Source organism: Eubacterium sp. AF17-7 (genome assembly GCF_003461285.1).
In the GTDB taxonomy this organism is placed as follows: Bacteria; Bacillota; Clostridia; order Lachnospirales; family Lachnospiraceae; genus Eubacterium_U; species Eubacterium_U album.
In genome coordinates this window covers 707,846-726,346 of the sequence record NZ_QTWU01000001.1, presented here as the reverse complement: position 1 = coordinate 726,346, position 18,501 = coordinate 707,846, and the positions used below count along the sequence as shown (strand labels likewise).

21 protein-coding genes are annotated in these 18,501 nt (G+C 32.4%); 3 read left to right on the top strand and 18 right to left on the bottom strand.

Annotated elements, in window-relative coordinates:
* The first annotated feature begins 286 nt into the window (after positions 1 to 286).
* On the top strand, positions 287 to 1,147 hold the full coding sequence (locus DWW96_RS03105) for a class I SAM-dependent methyltransferase (protein WP_022088587.1): 861 nt from the start codon (positions 287 to 289) through the stop codon (positions 1,145 to 1,147).
* A gap of 178 nt (positions 1,148 to 1,325) precedes the next feature.
* Here the strand turns inward: DWW96_RS03105 and DWW96_RS03100 are convergent, their stop codons facing one another.
* The 15 genes from DWW96_RS03100 to DWW96_RS03030 form a co-directional block, all read right to left on the bottom strand.
* Positions 1,326 to 1,976, bottom strand: coding sequence for a 4'-phosphopantetheinyl transferase superfamily protein (locus tag DWW96_RS03100; RefSeq protein ID WP_022088588.1), 651 nt, complete (start codon positions 1,974 to 1,976; stop codon positions 1,326 to 1,328).
* Positions 1,977 to 2,101: 125 nt separating this feature from the next.
* Entirely contained in the window at positions 2,102 to 2,578 is a 477-nt protein-coding gene (locus tag DWW96_RS03095; protein ID WP_117908978.1) for a DNA-deoxyinosine glycosylase, read from the bottom strand.
* Between the two features lie 632 nt (positions 2,579 to 3,210).
* A complete protein-coding gene (locus DWW96_RS03090) occupies positions 3,211 to 5,085 on the bottom strand; it encodes a hypothetical protein (protein WP_117908976.1) in 1,875 nt (624 codons plus the stop codon).
* 48 nt (positions 5,086 to 5,133) lie between these two features.
* Positions 5,134 to 5,853: a hypothetical protein gene (locus DWW96_RS03085; protein ID WP_117908974.1), complete on the bottom strand. Its 720-nt coding sequence runs from the start codon at positions 5,851 to 5,853 to the stop codon at positions 5,134 to 5,136.
* A gap of 31 nt (positions 5,854 to 5,884) precedes the next feature.
* On the bottom strand, positions 5,885 to 7,828 hold the full coding sequence (locus DWW96_RS03080; protein ID WP_243003002.1) for a S8 family peptidase: 1,944 nt from the start codon (positions 7,826 to 7,828) through the stop codon (positions 5,885 to 5,887).
* Positions 7,774 to 8,004: a hypothetical protein gene (locus DWW96_RS03075; protein WP_117908972.1), complete on the bottom strand. Its 231-nt coding sequence runs from the start codon at positions 8,002 to 8,004 to the stop codon at positions 7,774 to 7,776. Before DWW96_RS03075 ends, DWW96_RS03080 begins: the two co-directional genes overlap by 55 nt.
* Before the next feature lie 28 nt (positions 8,005 to 8,032).
* Positions 8,033 to 8,617 (bottom strand): hypothetical protein, encoded by a 585-nt coding sequence (locus DWW96_RS03070; protein ID WP_243003001.1) that lies wholly within the window; start codon positions 8,615 to 8,617, stop codon positions 8,033 to 8,035.
* Positions 8,618 to 9,673 (bottom strand): hypothetical protein, encoded by a 1,056-nt coding sequence (locus tag DWW96_RS03065; protein ID WP_147339797.1) that lies wholly within the window; start codon positions 9,671 to 9,673, stop codon positions 8,618 to 8,620.
* Between the two features lie 136 nt (positions 9,674 to 9,809).
* The gene (locus DWW96_RS03060; protein ID WP_199522662.1) at positions 9,810 to 10,799 is read right to left on the bottom strand and encodes a hypothetical protein; all 990 of its coding nucleotides are present in this window, start codon (positions 10,797 to 10,799) and stop codon (positions 9,810 to 9,812) included.
* A gap of 244 nt (positions 10,800 to 11,043) precedes the next feature.
* Complete coding sequence (locus DWW96_RS03055; protein WP_117908963.1) at positions 11,044 to 11,802, bottom strand: hypothetical protein; 759 nt, start codon at positions 11,800 to 11,802, stop codon at positions 11,044 to 11,046.
* A gap of 160 nt (positions 11,803 to 11,962) precedes the next feature.
* Positions 11,963 to 12,451 carry a hypothetical protein gene (locus DWW96_RS03050; RefSeq protein WP_117908961.1) on the bottom strand — a complete coding sequence of 163 codons (489 nt, stop codon included), beginning with the start codon at positions 12,449 to 12,451 and terminating at the stop codon, positions 11,963 to 11,965.
* 96 nt (positions 12,452 to 12,547) lie between these two features.
* The gene (locus tag DWW96_RS03045) at positions 12,548 to 12,946 is read right to left on the bottom strand and encodes a hypothetical protein (protein ID WP_147339793.1); all 399 of its coding nucleotides are present in this window, start codon (positions 12,944 to 12,946) and stop codon (positions 12,548 to 12,550) included.
* Positions 12,947 to 12,955: 9 nt separating this feature from the next.
* Complete coding sequence (mobQ, locus tag DWW96_RS03040) at positions 12,956 to 14,083, bottom strand: MobQ family relaxase (protein WP_117908957.1); 1,128 nt, start codon at positions 14,081 to 14,083, stop codon at positions 12,956 to 12,958.
* A gap of 198 nt (positions 14,084 to 14,281) precedes the next feature.
* A complete protein-coding gene (locus DWW96_RS03035; protein WP_117908955.1) occupies positions 14,282 to 14,545 on the bottom strand; it encodes a DUF3847 domain-containing protein in 264 nt (87 codons plus the stop codon).
* A gap of 45 nt (positions 14,546 to 14,590) precedes the next feature.
* Positions 14,591 to 14,773 carry an ICEBs1 excisionase gene (locus tag DWW96_RS03030; RefSeq protein WP_117908953.1) on the bottom strand — a complete coding sequence of 61 codons (183 nt, stop codon included), beginning with the start codon at positions 14,771 to 14,773 and terminating at the stop codon, positions 14,591 to 14,593.
* Between the two features lie 150 nt (positions 14,774 to 14,923).
* Here DWW96_RS03030 and DWW96_RS03025 point away from each other — a divergent pair, with 150 nt between their 5' ends.
* The gene (locus tag DWW96_RS03025; protein WP_117908951.1) at positions 14,924 to 15,409 is read left to right on the top strand and encodes a helix-turn-helix transcriptional regulator; all 486 of its coding nucleotides are present in this window, start codon (positions 14,924 to 14,926) and stop codon (positions 15,407 to 15,409) included.
* Between the two features lie 10 nt (positions 15,410 to 15,419).
* Positions 15,420 to 16,499: a site-specific integrase gene (locus DWW96_RS03020; protein WP_117908949.1), complete on the top strand. Its 1,080-nt coding sequence runs from the start codon at positions 15,420 to 15,422 to the stop codon at positions 16,497 to 16,499.
* 349 nt (positions 16,500 to 16,848) lie between these two features.
* Here the strand turns inward: DWW96_RS03020 and DWW96_RS03015 are convergent, their stop codons facing one another.
* The 3 genes from DWW96_RS03015 to DWW96_RS03005 form a co-directional block, all read right to left on the bottom strand.
* A complete protein-coding gene (locus DWW96_RS03015; RefSeq protein ID WP_117908947.1) occupies positions 16,849 to 17,073 on the bottom strand; it encodes a DUF6718 family protein in 225 nt (74 codons plus the stop codon).
* Positions 17,054 to 17,668 (bottom strand): hypothetical protein, encoded by a 615-nt coding sequence (locus tag DWW96_RS03010; protein WP_117908945.1) that lies wholly within the window; start codon positions 17,666 to 17,668, stop codon positions 17,054 to 17,056. Before DWW96_RS03010 ends, DWW96_RS03015 begins: the two co-directional genes overlap by 20 nt.
* Positions 17,669 to 17,746: 78 nt before the next feature.
* Positions 17,747 to 18,460, bottom strand: a complete 714-nt coding sequence (locus DWW96_RS03005) for an ion transporter (RefSeq protein ID WP_117908943.1) — start codon at positions 18,458 to 18,460, stop codon at positions 17,747 to 17,749.
* Between the last annotated feature and the right edge of the window lie 41 nt (positions 18,461 to 18,501).

Below are 18,501 nucleotides of genomic sequence, written 5' to 3'. Positions count from 1 at the left end.
TCACAGCATGAATTAGTATACAACATGAAAATATAAATTGCAACCATTTTTTCAAAAAATTTTATTTTACTTAATTTGGCTATTTATCAATACTTTTTCTACACTATCATTTCAAAATTCATTTTTAAATTTAAATCTCATAATTTACTCTTTAATTTCTTTCTTCTATATATAATAGGTAGTTTTCTGCTTTTATTGACTTTTATTTTCTCAAATTGTAATATATAACCATTGGTCATTATAATACAATGATTAAAATTTTTAAAGATAGGATTTTATATTAATTATGTGGATTGCTAACAATTGGAAAGATTATGAAGTAATTGATACTTCAGACGGCGAAAAACTAGAGCGTTGGGGTGATTACATATTAGTTAGACCTGATCCTCAGGTCATTTGGCATACTCCAAAGAAAGATAAACGTTGGAATAAATTAAATGGGCATTATTATAGAAGTAAAAAAGGCGGTGGTCAATGGGATTTCTTTGATTTACCGGAACAATGGTCTATTAATTATAAAGAATTAACATTCAACCTTAAACCATTTAGTTTCAAACATACAGGTTTATTTCCTGAACAGGCAACAAATTGGGATTGGTGTTCTGAAAAAATTAAAAATGCCGGTCGACCAATTAAAGTATTAAATTTATTTGCTTATACCGGTGGTGCAACTTTAGCTGCTGCTAATGCGGGTGCTTCTGTCACTCACGTTGATGCTTCTAAAGGCATGGTAACATGGGCAAAGGAAAATGCTGTTTCTTCCGGATTAAAAGACGCACCTATTCGTTGGTTAGTTGATGATTGCACTAAATTTGTAAAAAGAGAAATACGTCGTGGCAACAAATACGATGCAATCATAATGGATCCACCTTCTTACGGCCGTGGTCCTGGTGGTGAAATTTGGAAAATAGAAGATTCCATTTATGATTTTGTAAAATTATGTACGGAAGTCTTGTCTGACGATCCATTATTTTACTTAATTAATTCATATACTACAGGTCTTGCACCTTCAGTTTTAACTTATATGTTATCAACTGAAGTTAAATCAAAATTCGGCGGAACTGTTATTTCAGATGAAATTGGAGTTCCTGTAAGCGGCAATGGTCTGGTTCTTCCTTGTGGAGCCTCTGGTCGTTGGTGTAAATAATTTTATCAAAGAAGTTGAAGTTAGGATTACAACAATCTTTACTTCAACTTTTTTCTAATTTTCTATTCTTTATTATTTTCCTACTATAATATATTTATGTTTAATATCTCTTATAACCAATAAAGAATTACCCATCTAGTTGCTATTTATTTTCTCTATTTTCATATTTTCTATTATTTTATAATTTCTCTATCGTATATTCATTATCATTTATGTTATGACATACTGACACTAAATTGCTTATTCCAATTTTCATTTCAGTTATCATCGTCTCTTTGTCTGCAATAATTTTTGGCCTTTCCTCTTCGAAATCCACTTCAAATGTATAAAATGGTCTTATCATTCCTGTCCCTTCCATTTTTACATAAGCTTCTTTTATAGTCCACACCCTAAAAAATCTCTGAAGTTTTCCCTGTTCTGTTCCTATATCATAAATGTATTTTTGTTCTTTAGGAGCAAAGCAGGTATTAACAATCCTTCTTTCTTTCATAGTAAACTTATTCTTTCTTTTAACATCTTCAGTATCTATCCCTATTTCATAATCAGAAACAACAGCTACTGCATACTTATTTGAATGTGATATGTTAAATTTAATTTTACCATCTTCAAATGAAGGCTTGTTATATTTGTCAATTAATATCTTACTGTCTTCTTTTTCAGTTTTTCTTATATGCTGTATAAGAATTCCAGCTGCAAGACTTTGCATTTTTTTATCTTCCTGATTTATTCTATCTATTTTATTTTTCCTATCTTCATCCATCATTTCATAATATTTTGAATATACTGATTTATCAGATAATTTTTCTACATTATAGTAATATATTTTCATAAAATTATTTACTCCCTTTTGCAAGTTATATGTTTATTATTGTTTTGTTCAAATTCTAATTATTTTATAAATTATATTTTGCTATCTTTCTATTCTAATTATTGCTATATATATTTCTTATTTAATCACTCATTTATAATCTTCCATGCTTCAACAAGTCTGTCTATATTCCATGCAGCATTTGCAGGGCTTGTGGATGGAAGGCATATTGCTTCTTTCATCACTATCTGTTTCATATATTTGTTATAAAGTGAATACGCTTTCTTTCCATTAGCAAATATCTGTTTTATATCTGCTGTATTTAATATTCTTGTCAAATCATTCACTTCAACATTTTTAATGCTACTATCAGAAGACCCTGTAATTTCACATGAATGAATTACATCCCACACTGCCACTTTATTATTAAGCAAAAATTCTTTTTTCTCCTGAATTGTTTGTGGTATATTTTCATTAAATATGGCAGCTAATACTTTCCAAAATCTATTCTGTGGATGTCCGTAAAAGAATCCTTCTTCTCTGGATTTAACAGATGGAAAGCTACCTAATATTAAAATTTTTGATTTTTGATTATATATTGGTTCAATTGGATGTGTAATCATAATGTCTTCTTTCTTTTTATTTTAATTATCATTTATTATAGCATAAAATGTTTTGTCAATCATTGCTATCCCCGATTTGCGTGTATATGTTTTTTATTTCTATATATACAATTAATATTATAAATTATAGGAGCAATAAAATGAATGAAAATAAAAAAAATCTTGGGAACTTGCCCTCTGTTAGTGGATAAATTACCGACTTTAATTTAATGATACTAATCTAATTATCCAAAATATTTAGGCATCCCCGAAAATTTCGGGAATGCCTACTATTTCGCATCAACCTCTCTTATTGATTGCTTTGCAATCAATAAGCTCGCGGCATTCATTGATAACGTTGATTATTCAATAATTGTAGCAACCTTACCTGATAGTACGACATACTGTGGTATTTATAGTATTTTTAGTTCGATTTTATGCTATAAATTGTTACAGTTTGTACTGGCTATATGTATTTAGAAAAATTATTAAGTGCATGAGGTCATGATTTCTTACTTTCAATATATACGTTCGTTTATAAGTACTCATATAAAGAATTCCACACTTTCACAACAGCATATTATTTTTACTAGATGCTATCTTTTTCTGTTATTAATCAATAATGACATTTAAATTATTCCTTCCATAACACTTTATTTTATAATATTATCTAGTTGTTCTAAAGAATATTCCTTATATATGTCTTCATTTTTTTGTGGTAATATTTCCAAACATAATATAATTTTTCTATCAATATTTTTTAATCTGCATCTCAATTCTTTCCAAAATAGTTTATCTACCCCAACTATAAATGGCTCTTCTTCACCACTCCTTTCAACAGAATACTTAATTATCCATTCTTCCCCTAATGTTTTACTAGGAAATAAAATAAGATATCTTTCATCACACGAACATATCTTTCCTGTATTATGCCCCTTTTTGAACATCATTGCGATATAAAACGGCTTTGCTTTAGTTCTGTCTGTTGGTAGAACATACCTCGAATAATAATCATCTTTTTCGAAAAAGTCAAATAATGAATTCGCTATATTAACAGCAAAATCATACCCTAACTTTGCTGCTGAATCTATCTCTGGATTGAAGTCCCCTTTGCTACCAGTTATAAAAGCCATAATCCATTGAATATCTTTTAACATATCTAATTTAGTTCCCAAAGCTGCAACAACGGTAAAAAATGCTCTATCGTTAGTATATACCACTATATTGGATAATCCGTTATTTTCAATAATGCATTTTGCAAGTTTCTTTGTTGTCGGAAATAAATATATAACTCCACTTTGTAACCTATCCGCAAATACAAGAATAGTAAAAAAGTTATTAACTTTATTATCATACAAGTCACCTATGTAAAATTCACCCTTAACAACTGTATCTTTTATCCAGCTGTCACATTCTCGATAATCCTCAAACAATACAAATAACTTGTTTATTGATTTGAAATATTGGGGTTTTCTCTCTAAAAATAAATAATCTGTACTTGGAATACAAACACAATTAATATCATCTATAAGCAACTCTAACGCAGATTTATCTACTTCATAGCACTCATATTCCCCTTCCCTATTATTGTGAGTATATACTCTTAATTTTTCCTCTCCGTTTCCATTATTATATATATTTAATATACATATATTTTTGTTTGTTAATTCAACAACATTACTAGTTATTTCTAACCTTTTCAAAAAGTTAAAATCAAAAACTCTAATTCGTTCCTCAATTTTTCTCTGGTAATTTTCTATCCAATAATTTATTACTTCTTCACTTATATCATTATTTCTAATTTTTATATCTAGAACTTTATATATTTCTGCTATGCTCTCTGAATATCGTAAAATTTTGTCATCAAACAAACCTTCTATAACCTTTATTATGTTTTGATTCGTAATACAAGATACTAATTTCTCTAAATCATTCTGTTTTAAGCACTCAATCCCATAATCCAATCTGCTATTTGGGTTCCCCATATTTGTATTAAAATAATTTTCCAACTTCCAACACTCATTAATTTCACCTGTAATAAGCTCTACAAAACCATCTTCTACGGCCATCGCATAAAAACATAATAGATTAATAATCCTATGTTTTTCAGCATACTCCAGTTCGCTATTTTCAACAACAAACAATAATTTATCACAATATTGCTTATATTTTTCTGTCTTTAACTGATATGCTTCCTTTTTTACAATATCATTACCTAAATGTTGAAGCAAAAGAAGTTCTATTCCGTTGGCATAGATTTCCTGTATATCAGCGGTCTTTCTTTTAATAATTTGCTGATATTTTTCTATTAAGGAACTATGTGTAACATCAATTGTTGGTGTACAGCATCTTTCAATCTCCAATATCTTTAGTATATTTCCTAAAGTTGTTACATTGTCTAAATGCATGTGGTTCATTTCGTGAATTTGTGTATTTACTTCAGTCTTATATTTCATATTTTCATTAATACTGATATAAATACTTCCACCTTCTTGATAACTATATTTACCTAATATTCTATTTCCCATATTTTACCTTTCAAAAACGAGGATGCTAATCTTAGCACCCTCATTTTTCTATTCATCATTCTGTTTTGGTAACACATTTGCATTTGAATCATCTATCAAATTGAAAGATTCATTTATAGCTTCTGCTTTGGGTGTTTGTGGTAGTGGCACACCATTGATTGTTGGCTGTGTCAACTTGATTTCATCATTACCATTTTCCATTTTTCCACCTCCTTTACAACATTCACATTTATATACATTCTGCTCAACATTTACGTAATTCAAAATATATACACTAGAAGCATAATTTATAAGAATAACCATAAATGTTATTGCAATAAAATTTATTAATCGTCGATGTCTTTCATTTTTTAAACGATTTTGTTCTCGATTATGTATAGCATCATTCAGATATCTTTCAGACATCATATCCTTGATATGTTTTTCAGCTTGTTTCTTTTTTATTTGTCCCTTTTCTGCTAGTTCATATGTTTGATTACAGACTATTGCCATTTCTTTAATAGGATAATAGTGTATATTGTAACCTGAGTACGCCTTGTAAAAGAAATATATGCAAACAATAAACAACACACTCGAAATCGCACATAAAATCAAATATAGCCAAAACTGTATTCCTGAACCAACCTTTTCTAATTGCGACCACACCAGAATCAATCCACTTCCTATAATCGTCAGAAACGTAATACACGTATTTATTTTTGAATTTAATCTCTCTGTATATTCAATTTCTTTATAGTATAATTCTTTATAATTTTCCAGTTCATCCATTTATAGCACCATCCTCTTTTGATTTATTACCTTATTCAAAAGTAATCTCTTCCTCTGCCTTAACATAAACATCCACTTGCGTATGTACATCAAGTCTAGTAACAATCCACCCCCTCATCATACACATTTTAATAAACTCATATATTCGGTTCTCGCCGTTCATTTCTTTTAATGTTACGACCACGCCAAATCTTAATCCTCTACCTGCCTTTGGATCAAGTCTTTCCTTTGTTTTGATGCTCAATCCCCACATACCTGATTGATATGCTTTTCGTGGACGTCCATTTTCCTTTAGCGCCTCACAAATATGTTTTACATTATCCCACTTACGATACAACTTTCGTGCATCTTCTTCATAAATTGTATTCAGTCCTTCTTCTGCTTGCTTATTGTAATCAATAGCTTTAATAACAGCCTTTCCTTTCTGATCCATAATTCGTCCAAAATGAATATCCATCTCCGTTGATGTATAATCAACTCCTTGGTTTCTATCGCTTTTTGGAAAATAAGCAAGTGTAGCTTTTGCAAAGAAAGGATGTGCATTCATATCTTGTGGAACTGGAATATTATAAGTATATATCTCATATTCATCTATACTACCTGACATAATGAATCTAATTTCATCCTCTAGTGAATACAAGATTTCTTTGATTCTTTTAGGTACAATTCCGTATCCTTTTTCATATTTGATTGTATCCTGTCGATTCCACCCTGCAGCCGAATCTATAATTAAAGCCTTTGCAACTTCTCTACTTAATCCCATAATGTGTATAAGATATGCCATTTTTCTAGTAATCCATGGTGCTGCAAAAGATGTTCCTGATACGGTTGCTTTTCCTAATGGTTCACAAACCACAATTTTATCCGGACCATCTCCACCATAATAACAAACATCTGGCTTATAAAAGAATGATAATACTGGGCCTTTTCGAGTATATGATGCGGGATTCCCATTAAAATCCACAGCATTTACAACCAATGAATTTAATGAATCTGCTGGTGCACCAATTTTATTGACATTTGAGTTTCTTTTCTTATTCGTTCCCGCAACTATAAAAATAACATCATACTCATATTGAATTTTATCTAACTCAGCCGCCTCCGGAGATATAAAATTTGCATCTATTTCCATAGCAGAACCTAATGATAAATTCCAAACTTTTATATCTCTGTTCTTTCGAACAATTTCTCTAATTTGCTTCAATATTGCAAATGAACTAAATCTACCCGCTGTTGCCACACCAAAATGACGCACTTTAAATCGTCCACAATCATCTTGTAATCTTGGATTAAATGAAGGACCATCAACTATTAATGATGTTACTGCCGTACCATGAAAATAGTCTTCTGCATGAAGTTCAATATCATCGCTTATACATTTCTGATAATCTACCCAATCACTGAAATATACCCTTTTATCAAATTGAGTATCTATTACACCTACAACCGGTTCGTTTGCCGGCTCAGGAATCAATAGACGCTCTTTATAGCTCTCGCTTTCTGTAATATCATATACTACCTCGGCAAAATCTCTGACGCTCATCGCAATCAAATAAGGAGCTTTATCGCATAAAATATCTATTTCTTCTTTTTCCATTCGTCGAGTTGTTTCATCTATCATTTTAGCATTAATCATATTTATGCCTAATTTACCTAGCAACTCTGTTGTATCCACGCCTGTTTTATATATAGTTATGATAGACTGTTCACTTGGATTTTGCGTAATGCGATCTATACGAAAATCCTCCACATAAAAACAATCAACGAGCACTTTTAAAAATGTATTTTTAGCCATTACACTATCATCATAATTTTCAGAATTAATAATTTCAGTATCATCACTCGTTATAATTCCGCCATAATACTTTTGAATAGTTGTTGCACACTTATCCAAAAGTACAACTGATTTCTGTAAAGAATCTATCGCCAGAAAATATGTAAATCTATGTATATACAGTTTCTGCCAACACCACATCCTAAATCCAATACATTTATTTCTTCATATTCATCAAATAAAGTAATTATATCCAATACTGTTTTAATAGGTCTTCTTAACCAACTTCCTTCTTTATATAATTCATCATTAGAATACATTTCTATATGTGACTTTCTTTCACTTTCACGGATTTGTTTTAATCTATTATTTTCCATATATTTTGAAATCTCCTTGAAGTTATTATTATTTCACAAAGGGAAATTTGGTTTCTAAAAAATATCTATACTCTGGCTCGCTTAGTGCCTCATCATATTCCTTCTTAATAGTATTATTAATCCAGTCAATTTTTTTATCATTCATATCTTCATATTTGCGTATGATAATTTTCCCACTCTCTGCTGCTTTCAAAATCTCTATGTATGCATCCGGAACAAATTCGCAAGCAGTAACATTTACTAACTCCGATGTTGAAACTGCATTAGGGATATTGATATTTTCCTGTGGATTATTTACATTTTTTGCAGAATATATATACCCTGCGACACCCTTATAAGTGTCCATAATTGCATTTTGATAGTATTCTTCTAATATTAGTATTCCGTCCTTATTAAATCCGTAAGTTGCCCACTTATGCCATTTTCCATTATGTCTAAAATCTGTTTCTCTGCAACACTTTTCAACTGCATTGCTCAAATACACTAAGACATTTTCTCTTTTTGTTGAGAAATATATAAGTGGAATATTATGGTTTGATATTCTTGGTTCTAAAATCTTAATATTAGCAACTTGTGATGCGTGGTAATACATCATTTCCTCCTCAAAATCCATTTATATTCTAGCATAATAGCATAACTGTAACGCCCTAAAAGTAACATCACAATTGCTTCTATTTTTTGATTTCCAATCCTCTTCTAATTGCAATCCTGCATATGGCCCCCATCCCTTAAATATGTCATCCCTAGCTGCAAGTTCACATACTCCATCATCATTTACACAGTTAATTACCTGTTCTACAATGTCTTGTAATATTGGGCTATATTTAACAATTCCACATTTTGCAAGCCACACAAGATATTCCATATGATAATGTAAAATTCCATCTATATCTTCAACAACTTTAAAACCTTGAGATGGGAAACATCCAACTGTTCCTAGAACATATCCAACCCAAGAGTCTGCATGTACTCCTACTAATTCAGGTCTATCAGTACGCATTATTTTATGAACAGCTTCTGCTAACATCTTGATATTTTCTTCCGTTCTCCATGAATTAGTGTGCGCTAAAATATCTAAATGATATCGACAAGGCCATTTTTCATAATTATTAAACACTCGCTTCGTTTCTTTTTTGACCAAACGTGTAATGTCTAAAATAGAATCCACCTCTAGTACTCGACGGAATGAATCTAGTGACAATTGAATCTGTGGTTGAATATCTATAGAATCCTCATAACCAGCACGTGCTATACATGCACAACGAATAATATTTTGCCCATTAGCTGCATATTTAAATTCATCAAAATATTTTCCTTTTGTCCTATAACATAAATCAGTTAATGGTACCTCCACAAATGCAGTCATAGCTCGTTTTAGTACAGGAGTATCTTTACAAACACCTTTTTCTGCAAGATATTTTACTCCAGTTTCCTGATTTTCATATTGACCAGCATTTCTATTAGGTCCATGAAAACCATTACCTAACCAACCATTCTCCTTTTGACAGTCTACAATAGATTGAACTATCTTCTCTGACATTATCTGCTCTTGTAATTGCTTTTCTTCTTCCTCGCTAATATTCTGCAAAATCTCTTTCTTAACACGATACACAATTGAAGGATTTGCATTTTTTAGCAGAAAGTCAATCATTCTTTCTATTTCTTTCATATTCATTTGTCCTCCGCACACTAAATATATTTCCATTCTACCATAATTACATATCTAAAGAAACATCAAATCTTTTCACACAAAAAATCTCTATGTGTCGAGTCCTTCCACTCATTACATAGAGATTTTTTATATTTTAACATTTATCTGCTAGACCTGACTTTTTTATACCTAATACAATAGGAAAATAAATATCACAAAGCATACTTTCCTTCTTGCGCCATGCTGGTTCAAGTGAAGCAAACTTTTTAAATAATCTTATATGCTCGTCTGTTAATTCAGATAATAAATCGTCACTAAATATCCAATCTAATATACCTTGTCCAATCCCAGAAGTAGGCTCATATGTTATAGGTTTCGTTTCTGTTGCGCTGGCTAAACTTCTCATCCACCAAGCGAAATCAATTGGGTTTGAGTCAAATGCATGTACATCATCAATGATACCTGACTTCCAATTATGATTAAACGGTCCTAATAAATATCCACAGTTAATATAAATAAAGCCATCATATTCACTTGCGATCTTCTTGCAATGTTCGTATGACCTTCTAACCATTTCAATATTTTCCTCACTTCTCCAAGAAGATGTTTTGGATAATATCTGAACATGATTTGCAGCAGGGAACTTGCAATCCTTTATGTAGTATCTAACATTTTTGCCCTGGAAACGAACCGGACGCGTAAAATCATCTATACTAGTATGTAATAATGCTCCTTCAAAATGTTCCAAAGCATAATTTATCTGTGTTTGAATCATAGGCTCATTCTCGTCACAACCTAACTCTACTAAAAGGTCAGCTATAATTGCTCTGAATCCACCTCTCCCATACTCATCCATAAAGTTGCCACCTTTATAAAAATGGTCTTTCTCGTAATCTGTCCAATTTAATAATGAATCTTTTGCTCGCTGCATATTTGGATTAGTAAGTTCTACACCATTTCTTTTAAGCAAGTTAACCGTTGAATCAAATCCATCAAAGTAAATGCCATGAATAACATTTCCTAAAAAACCAGATTCCTTCTGTACTGAAAACGCCTTTTTCACTTTAGGCAACTTCAATATTTCTTCTTGTAGTTGCATCATCTTGTCTGAATCACATGGCTCACCTAGAATTTCTTTATACACTCGATATCTTAGGTTCGCTGAGCCATACTCTAAAATAAATTCAATCAAATCGTTATAAATTTTCAAAATTACTCCTTTCAATAACAAATGTTATTTACCTATATCATTTACTGCTATCTCTTTGTATACTAAAAAAGCGTATGTATGCTTGTCATATTTTCAACCTTATAGCTAAAATAATAAACCGTTACAGCCAAATGTTTCATGCTGTTTTTTAGACATTTACATTCATATTACCCTTTTGTCAAAATTTGCAGAGTCGAGACTGTTGCTCTTTAAATCTTTCTTCTATTATTCTAACAGCTTCTTGAACAAATTCTTTTAAATTTAAGAGTTTTTCATCACTGTAATATTCTCCTATACTATAAGGAGGATTAAGAGCATACATCTCCTTTATATTGTATTTTTCCATATTTGTTTCCAGCCATACTTTATTTTTTTCTCTATTATAAACAGAACTTGTTTCATCATTAAGATTATCCAAAAATAAAGATGGATAATCTTTATTTAATTTCCAATCCCCCTTACCTCTTTTCCATTCACTGCCATTAAAATAACGTGGTACTGGCATAAAATTAGAAAATGAATACATCAAATCAAAGTATTTATCAAACAATTCTCGTAAATCTTCATATCCCCTGAAAATATCATCTAAATATAAATATATTAATTCATTCAAATCCTTTCTATATGTTCTATTTTTAAGTGGTTGATAACACTTATCCTTACGTGCAAGAATTATTAACTTTGCCACACAAAAATCTCTAAATGGAATAAAAGCATTAAAAATCGTATCCGCATGTATTTCTCCGAACTCGTCCTTTGGAATATCCTCACCGTATTGTATTATATATGCATCCTTTACTAACTCAGAAGAATCAATTTCTTTGCAAGGAAGAATTCGATATAATAAAGCTACTTCTATTCCACTTTTTCCATTTAGACCTGGATTAATAATTGATATTAGATTTTCTGTTTTATTCTCTAATGCGTAATTACTCATTTTTACTCCTAACAGCTAATAAATTTCCCCAAAATATTCATCTCATATTCTGTCCCTAAATCTTTTCGATTTATTTCCAACTAAAAATCTTTTTGAATAACTTATTGAATATACTATCTTTTTCACTTTGTTGGACATAACTTTCTATCAAATCTTGTTTTTAATTACAATCAACATTGTCTTTTTGTGCTAATTCTAACCACCTTTGCGCTGCTTCATACAATTTTCTATCCTTTAAATGTTCACTAGCTATATAACAATATCCATAAAACTCACTTCTATCTGTCATATTATCATATATAAAATCCACTGTACTCGCTTCCTTAAAAGACAACACGTCTCTCACATAAATAGTTCTTGTGTTGTAACAACCTTTATTCATCTGATTATCTAAATAGCCATCATCTGGTAATTCGTCCCTTCCTTCTGAAAAACTAAAAATAACCAAATCATCCCCGTAATGAAGATATTTTACAACATCATCTAATCTTTCAAATGTAATACTACCTTCTTTCAAATTAATTGTCTTTCCAATATAATCTCTATAAGGAAAGTGTCCTCCTTTTCCCCACATTTCCAAAGAGTTTTTTCCTATTTTACAAAATATAATACCGTTTTCTTCTTCCCTTATAAAATCATTTAAATTCATACTATACTTCCGCCTTTACTCCGCACACGTGTTTCTTATAAATATTCTACCATAGCAAAGAAGGTAATGAAACACTTACCTTCTCGCTTTGTTTCACTACCCTCTTATCTTTTCTTTCTCTCTAATATAGACTTTCTCTTCCGTCGCACCGTCTCCTAATTCTTCATCTGCCTTTACAATCGCCTGTTCTAACATCACTCCATCAAAATCCCTACCATACATTTCAACCAATTCTTCTTTTACCTGTTGTTCTACTTCCGGTCTTATCTTTACTCTTTCATCCTCAACATCCTGAGCCTCATCAGGTTCAATCCCATCTCTTTCAGTCTCGTATTCCAAAAGCGATATTTCTTTCGCTGTTTTTATTCTATCGGATACCTTTTCTAGCCTTGATATTGCTTTGCCATATCTCTCTTCATTCTCAATAGCTTCTTCCATATCGTCTAAGGAATACAATCTAAACATCTGTGGCAAGTTATTTAGTTCGCCATCCACCTTATAAAGTTATGACACCAAACCGTTGAACTTGTCCTCTGCCTGTTTTCTTCTAGCTTTCTTTTCCTTTTTGGAATTCATAACTTCTGCATATGCTCGTTTTTCTTCATCCATTCTGTCACGTTTTCTAATGAGGTCATATGCCTTCTTAATTATGTCTATTCCCTTTGGCACTAACTTTCGGTATTCTGCAAGTTCACGGTCATTGTTGATTTCAGCATAGGTTGTAAATATATAATTCTTTCTGAAACCTTCAAGCCTTCTTGCAATACCGACAACTTTGTCTTTTACATCCTTGATAAGCAGCTTTGCTTCTTCCTTCAATCTTGCGATTTCACCATTATAGAACTGAATCATTTTGTTAATCAATCTGACATGGCGATTAACATTGCCTCGTTCCGTTTTGATGTTTCGCTTTTCCATCTGTGAAGCTGCTGGACCTAAGTGTTCAGTTGGTAATATCTCCAATCCCTGTCGTTCATAAGAGCGATGGTCTATTCGTGTTTCGTGACCTGATTTTTCAAGATATGTATTGCACATATCTGCCCAACTTTTTCTCCACTTTTCAACATTGCTTCTTTCATTCCAATCAGTTGAAGGAACAGATTTACATTTATATTGACGTTTCTTTTTGTCATAAATCTTTTCCCCATTCTCATCCAGAATGTACTCTTTCTTCTGCTTACTTCCCCAACTTCCATCTTCATTAAATGGTCTAACTGTAAGCATGATGTGTGCGTGAGGATTGCCATCTTTCTTATTGTGAAAACATATATCTGCAATCATTCCCTTATTCACAAAGTTCATCTTGCAAAACTCTTTTACCAAGTTGTACTGCTCTGAAACGGACAACTCATTTGGTATTGCAACCTCAATCTCTCGTGCAAGTTGCGAATTCTTTGCCTTCTCAATTTTCTCGACTGCATTCCACAAAGTAGAACGGTTATAAAATTCGATAGGAGCATTGTCTGGTAACATTATTAGCGTCTCGGCTATTCCTCTTTTTCTCGTATAGTCGTGAGTGATTCCGTCATAGTTGCTGGTAATCTTCTCACCACTTCTGTATGCCGACGCTGCAACGGCAGATTTTCCTTTTCCTCTGGAAATTATCTTAACTGATAAATGGAAAATTGCCATTTGTTTCTCCTTCTCTATATTTATTTTTTAATATTGGAGAAACAGTAAAACTGTCAGTCTACTTTTTAATGTAGTGCTGACTAGTTTACCGCTCTCTGCAAGAGCCCTCGGAGAGCGCGCGTCCGGCACTTGTACCGGTGAGTACCACAACTTGCTTTGTGGTACATAAGTGCGCCCTTTGCAAGCTCAGGGACCTTATCAAATTTCTTTAACATTATTCAAATCTTTCACATAATCTCTGACATATGGAGTGTTAAATGCATATTTAACGATTCCTTCAATTTCTTCGTTGGTCAAATCCTCTGCATTGTCTAAATACTGTTCTAGTATCGCCCCTCGTTGAATCAGTCTTCTCGTTCTTGCTTTCCTAGCCTGTGCCTTTTCTTTAGCAAGCACTTCCTTTTTCTGATTCTTCAACTGTTCAATCTGTCTTTGAATATCTTCCGAAGTTCTTCTAGTCATATTTTCATCCTCCTTTATTTAATTGTGATTTTACGGAAGTCTTTTTTACTGACTTCCGTAACCGTAGTATTTCTTTTCAAAATACTTTCTGGGACATTTACCGGCTATTGTAATGTACCCCTGTTTTTCCAACTCTCTGTTCAGTTTTCGGATTATTTCGTAAGCCTTACTTTTGCAAATTCCTAATGTCTGTACAAGTTCATTGGCATCTACATATTTTTCTCTCATACTGTCTTCCTCCCTTCTTTACCCCCCACATATTGTGATAGTTATTTATTAGTTTTTATAATTTACCACTCTCTCGTGTGATAGTTAAGTGAAATTTTGCTTGCATATTATCACGTTATGTGATAGTATTGTTTCAGGAGGTGAGAAATCATGACAGAATTAAGTAAAGATGAAAAGAAAAAAATCGGACAAAGAATTAAACAATTAAGAAAAGAGAAAGGATTGCTTCAGGAAGATTTAGCAAATCTGATTGGCTTGAAAGTTGGAACCATTTCTAAATATGAACAGGGTGACCGTACTCCTGGTATTAATCAGCTTGTTGTTATTGCAGAAGCTCTGGGTTGTACTACTAACGACATTCTACAGATCAAAGACGGACTTTTCAGAGCAACTGTTGACGGATTTTATGAACACGGTCTTGATGTTTATATAGACTGGCTTAAACTTTCAAAGTTTGAATGCACATCCTGCAAAATTCAAAGTGACGATGGAGAAGAAACCTTATCTTACTTATTGAAAATTGATAATCAGACATATCCTGTTAGCGAAACTGAATTATCAAAGATTATGGATTTTCAGAGAGAACAGTTCAAACTCATAGTTAAACAGATGAAAGATTCTTCTACTAAGCAATAATGGTGGATAAATGCCAGTTTACAAAGACGAAGAACGAAATTCGTGGTTTGTCCGATGTTACTACACGGACGTACACGGTAAAAGAAAACAAGCCTTCAAAAGAGGCTTTAAGTTACAGAGAGATGCAAAGAACTGGGAAAATGATTTTCTAAAACAGATACACGGAAACGCTGATATGACTTTCCAATCGCTATACAATATCTATATTAAGGATATGGACTCTCGTTATAAGGAAAGTACGGTAGAAGGATACAGAACAGTATTCAACAAACTTATTCTTCCCTACTTCGGTAAAAGAGCCATAAACAAGATTACTGCAAAGGATATCAGAGCATGGCAAACGGAAATGATTAACAAGGGATATTCCGACGCATATCTGTTACGAATAAACAATATGATTGTTTCCATTATGAATTTTGCAGTCAGCTACTACGACCTTCCCTCTAATCCATGCCACAAGGCAGGTTCGATGGGAAAACGTACAACGGTTGTAAACTTTTGGACTATTGAAGAATACGAAAAGATAATTTCTACTGTTACCGATAAGACGGCACACATAATGTTTCAGATTTTATATTATTCCGGATTTAGATGTGGCGAGTTTCTCGCTCTTACTTTAGAAGATATAGATTTTGAGAATAATAAAATCTCCATTTCAAAGAGTTTAAGGCGTGCCGGTGGAAAAGACATTATCACAAGTCCAAAAACTCCAAAAAGCGTCAGAACAATTGTTATGCCGACATTTGTGATGAATGAGCTTAAAGAGTATGTTGATTCGATTTATGGAATTACGAATAAAGAAAGATTATTTCCGTTTACGAAAAGTTATATCAATGGCTGTATCGCAAGAGCCTGTAAGGCTACAGACATTAAGAAAATCAGAATTCACGATTTGCGTCACTCTCACGCAAGTTATCTAATTCATTTAGGTTGTTCTCCTCTTCTCATATCAGAACGATTAGGACATGAGAAAGTACAGACGACCTTAAACACCTATTCCCATCTATATCCTAACAAACAGCAGGAATTGGTTGAAATGATGGAAACTGCACACGATAACGGGCACAAAATAATCACGAAAACTGCATAACACAAAGTGCATTGTTAAGTGCACAAGCAGTTTTTAAGTGCAAAACAAGTGCACGGGGAATTTGAGTCTAAAAACTAAAAAAGCTCAACCCCTTATAAATAAAGGGCTGAGCCATAGTTTTTAGATTGAATTTTATTATTCGATAATTGTAGCAACCTAACCTGAACCTACTGTTCTACAACCTTCACAGCAACGAACTTGCGTTCTTTACCATGTTTTAGGTACTTTTCCGTACATTTTTCAAGGTTTTTTCATAATTTTGCTACCAGTTATTTTTATTTAATGTGATTCTTGACGCCATTTTGACGCCACTCCTTATCTTGACACTAAAGTAGCCGTAAATACAACTTTACATATGCACTACTGCATGTTCAAATTCTTCTTTCGTATCTACAAAGTTGTATGGTTCATACTCGCCATACGCAGATGGTCTGCTAATGGTTACAAGCTGAATTTTTTCATAACCTACAACTTTTTCAATTTTTCTCTTAAATTCCGAGAGATGCTTTCCATGTGTTGTTCTCAATGCAACACAACCAACAGCATCTACATTTTTAGCAACCAGATAACACATGCTTTAGCTCCTCCTTAAAATCCTGTTCTGTCTGAATTTTAGCACTTTCATACAGTTTTCGCAACTGTACCCCTACAGAATTATCGTAATTCTTTTTATAAATATATTTATGCAGCCAATTGTTGAACTGTCTATCATAATAAGTATTATATTGAATTTCTATCGGATAATGATTTCCACTTAATTGAAAATACATATGCACGCCTCGATATCCATCATCATTCGCTTTTCCCCTCGACATGTCGGCAACCCGTAATTTTGATATTTCTGACAATGCCAATACGTCATCATAATTATCGCATAGCGAACGAAATCCTAATAAATCATCGAATACTTTTCTAGCCTGATGATCCGGATAATAACGCTGGTATTTTAGCATGGCTGATTGTATACTCTTAATTCGATAGTCGAGAGCCAATTCATATAATTCTTGGAACTCGTCATACCATTCATTTATTTTAACCAATTCGTCAAAAAGGCTTTCTTTGTCAAAATAATGCAAATTTTTCTTGAGGTTAATGCCTAGTTCTGATTTATATGATAATTTTTCAAGCAACTCTACTGTCAATCCATCTCTTTGAAGGATGTTTGCCATAAAACGATCCCCTTTCATATTTTCTATAAAATACTCTGTAATTATACTACAAGCGTATTTCTTCGTCGATATATATTTCTATTTATCACTATTAACTTCTTTCATATACCCTGTCGTGATAATACTAGCTGGTAATGCCACAATTGCTATGCCTAGGACTGACGATAACATTGTTATAACCTGTCCAGCTGTAGACACCGGATAGATATCTCCATATCCCATTGTTGTAAGTGAAATCGTTGCCCAATAAACTGCATCAAAAAAGCTGTCAAACGTTTGTGGTTCCACATTAAAAATTACCAACGCAGAAACCAGAACATACGCTAACGCCAACCATAACACAACTAACAAAGAATCCTTTTGTCTTTTTAGTACGCTTAAAATAAGCATAATATTTTTCGAATACCTGACCGCCTTAAACACTCTGAATACTCTAAAGGTTCGCAAAAGCCTAAATATCTTTAAAAGTTTAAATCCGCTATTTAATATTGTCATCGACGGAAGTATTGACAATAAATCTATAATTGCCATCGGTGTAAATGGATAAATCAGAATTGCTGCTTTCCCTTTGCTGTTTAATTTATAATCTGCTGTTATCAATCTTAATAGATAATCAACGATAAAAATCATTACTGTAATTTTATCTAACCATAAGAATACCGTCGTCTGCTCTTTAAATGCCAAAGGAATTAAACTTGCAAATATCACGACCATCATAAAAATATCGTATATTTTGCTAACCAAGTCACTATCCTTTGAAACCTCAATTATTACATAAATTCGCTTTCTCATGAACTTTCTCCAATTTTGTACTTAACCTCACAAAGTCACAC

Bases quoted from the DNA above. Each gene is read 5' to 3' on its own strand.
- DWW96_RS03105 (WP_022088587.1), top strand. From the start codon at position 287: ATGTGGATTGCTAACAATTGGAAAGATTATGAAGTAATTGATACTTCA.
- DWW96_RS03100 (WP_022088588.1), bottom strand. From the start codon at position 1,976: ATGAAAATATATTACTATAATGTAGAAAAATTATCTGATAAATCAGTA.
- DWW96_RS03095 (WP_117908978.1), bottom strand. From the start codon at position 2,578: ATGATTACACATCCAATTGAACCAATATATAATCAAAAATCAAAAATT.
- DWW96_RS03090 (WP_117908976.1), bottom strand. From the start codon at position 5,085: ATGGGAAATAGAATATTAGGTAAATATAGTTATCAAGAAGGTGGAAGT.
- DWW96_RS03085 (WP_117908974.1), bottom strand. From the start codon at position 5,853: ATGGATGAACTGGAAAATTATAAAGAATTATACTATAAAGAAATTGAA.
- DWW96_RS03080 (WP_243003002.1), bottom strand. From the start codon at position 7,828: ATGTGGTGTTGGCAGAAACTGTATATACATAGATTTACATATTTTCTG.
- DWW96_RS03075 (WP_117908972.1), bottom strand. From the start codon at position 8,004: ATGGAAAATAATAGATTAAAACAAATCCGTGAAAGTGAAAGAAAGTCA.
- DWW96_RS03070 (WP_243003001.1), bottom strand. From the start codon at position 8,617: ATGGATTTTGAGGAGGAAATGATGTATTACCACGCATCACAAGTTGCT.
- DWW96_RS03065 (WP_147339797.1), bottom strand. From the start codon at position 9,673: ATGAAAGAAATAGAAAGAATGATTGACTTTCTGCTAAAAAATGCAAAT.
- DWW96_RS03055 (WP_117908963.1), bottom strand. From the start codon at position 11,802: ATGAGTAATTACGCATTAGAGAATAAAACAGAAAATCTAATATCAATT.
- DWW96_RS03050 (WP_117908961.1), bottom strand. From the start codon at position 12,451: ATGAATTTAAATGATTTTATAAGGGAAGAAGAAAACGGTATTATATTT.
- mobQ (WP_117908957.1), bottom strand. From the start codon at position 14,083: ATGGCAATTTTCCATTTATCAGTTAAGATAATTTCCAGAGGAAAAGGA.
- DWW96_RS03035 (WP_117908955.1), bottom strand. From the start codon at position 14,545: ATGACTAGAAGAACTTCGGAAGATATTCAAAGACAGATTGAACAGTTG.
- DWW96_RS03030 (WP_117908953.1), bottom strand. From the start codon at position 14,773: ATGAGAGAAAAATATGTAGATGCCAATGAACTTGTACAGACATTAGGA.
- DWW96_RS03025 (WP_117908951.1), top strand. From the start codon at position 14,924: ATGACAGAATTAAGTAAAGATGAAAAGAAAAAAATCGGACAAAGAATT.
- DWW96_RS03020 (WP_117908949.1), top strand. From the start codon at position 15,420: ATGCCAGTTTACAAAGACGAAGAACGAAATTCGTGGTTTGTCCGATGT.
- DWW96_RS03015 (WP_117908947.1), bottom strand. From the start codon at position 17,073: ATGTGTTATCTGGTTGCTAAAAATGTAGATGCTGTTGGTTGTGTTGCA.
- DWW96_RS03010 (WP_117908945.1), bottom strand. From the start codon at position 17,668: ATGGCAAACATCCTTCAAAGAGATGGATTGACAGTAGAGTTGCTTGAA.
- DWW96_RS03005 (WP_117908943.1), bottom strand. From the start codon at position 18,460: ATGAGAAAGCGAATTTATGTAATAATTGAGGTTTCAAAGGATAGTGAC.